We start from the raw sequence: 1,323 nt of genomic DNA on the forward strand, positions 1-1,323 counted from the left end.
GCCTTCGACTATTGCCCGGTGAGAGCAATGGCGGAGGATACGAGATTCGAACTCGTGAGGGGTTGCCCCCAACACGCTTTCCAAGCGTGCGCCCTAGGCCACTAGGCGAATCCTCCGCGACGAACCATACAAGACGTTGAGCGGTGCTCGCGAACTCGTTGCCGGGGGTGGGCATCAGGTACTGTGGGCGCAGCCCCTCACGTGGCGCTATCTGACTGAACTCCCCCAGGGCCGGAAGGCAGCAAGGGTAGGTTGGCTCTGGCGGGTGCGTGAGGGGCGTTCGCGTTGGTGGGGCGGGGTGGGATGTCATAGCGGGCCGATATCGTCGTAGGTGTGTCGTCCCTAGCGCTGTATCGCCGTTACCGCCCCGAGTCCTTCGCCGAGGTCATCGGGCAGGAGCATGTCACTGACCCGTTGCAGCAGGCCCTGCGCAACAACCGGGTCAATCACGCGTACCTGTTCAGCGGGCCGCGGGGCTGTGGGAAGACCACCAGTGCGCGCATCCTCGCGCGCTGTCTGAACTGCGAGCAGGGGCCCACGCCGACCCCGTGCGGCGTCTGTCAGTCCTGTCAGGACCTGGCCAGGACCGGGCCCGGGTCGATCGATGTCATCGAGATCGACGCCGCTTCGCACGGTGGTGTGGACGACGCCCGTGATCTGCGTGAGAAGGCATTCTTCGGGCCGGCCGGCAGTCGGTACAAGATCTACATCATCGACGAGGCGCACATGGTGACCCCGGCGGGCTTCAACGCCCTGCTGAAGGTCGTCGAGGAGCCGCCGGAGCATCTGAAGTTCATCTTCGCGACCACCGAGCCCGAGAAGGTCATCGGCACGATCCGGTCGCGTACGCACCACTATCCGTTCCGGCTGGTGCCGCCCGGGACGCTGCGCGACTATCTCGGCGAGGTGTGCGCCAAGGAGCAGATCCCGGTCGCGGACGGGGTGCTGCCGCTCGTCGTACGGGCCGGGGCCGGGTCCGTGCGGGACTCGATGTCCGTCATGGACCAGCTCCTCGCGGGCGCCGCCGAGGACGGTGTGACGTACGCCATGGCGACGGCCCTCCTTGGTTACACGGACAGTTCGCTGCTCGACTCGGCGATCGACGCCTTCGCCGCCGGTGACGGGGCCGCGGCCTTCGAGGTCGTGGACCGGGTGATCGAGGGCGGCAACGACCCGCGGCGCTTCGTCGCCGACCTGTTGGAGCGGCTGCGAGACCTGGTGATCCTGGCCGCCGTTCCGGACGCCGGTACGAAGGGGCTCATCGACGCCCCCGACGACGTGGTCCAGCGGATGCGGGACCAGGCGTCCGTCTTCGGTGCGGCC

At 67.6% G+C, this 1,323-nt stretch carries 1 protein-coding gene, 1 tRNA gene and 1 other RNA gene; 2 read left to right on the top strand and 1 reads right to left on the bottom strand.

Annotated elements, in window-relative coordinates; all coding sequences use genetic code 11:
- Positions 1–28 precede the first annotated feature (28 nt).
- A tRNA-Ser gene (locus BHU15_RS29255) sits at positions 29–116 on the bottom strand.
- Between the two features lie 72 nt (positions 117–188).
- Here BHU15_RS29255 and ffs point away from each other — a divergent pair.
- Together ffs and BHU15_RS29265 are read left to right on the top strand one after the other, a co-directional pair.
- Positions 189–287: signal recognition particle sRNA small type (gene ffs / locus BHU15_RS29260), an RNA gene on the top strand.
- Positions 288–333: 46 nt separating this feature from the next.
- The coding region (locus BHU15_RS29265) for a DNA polymerase III subunit gamma and tau (protein ID WP_141726900.1) at positions 334–1,323 on the top strand (990 nt) is incomplete at its 3' end.

Source organism: Streptomyces niveus (assembly GCF_001723055.1).
Lineage (GTDB): Bacteria > Actinomycetota > Actinomycetes > Streptomycetales > Streptomycetaceae > Streptomyces > Streptomyces niveus.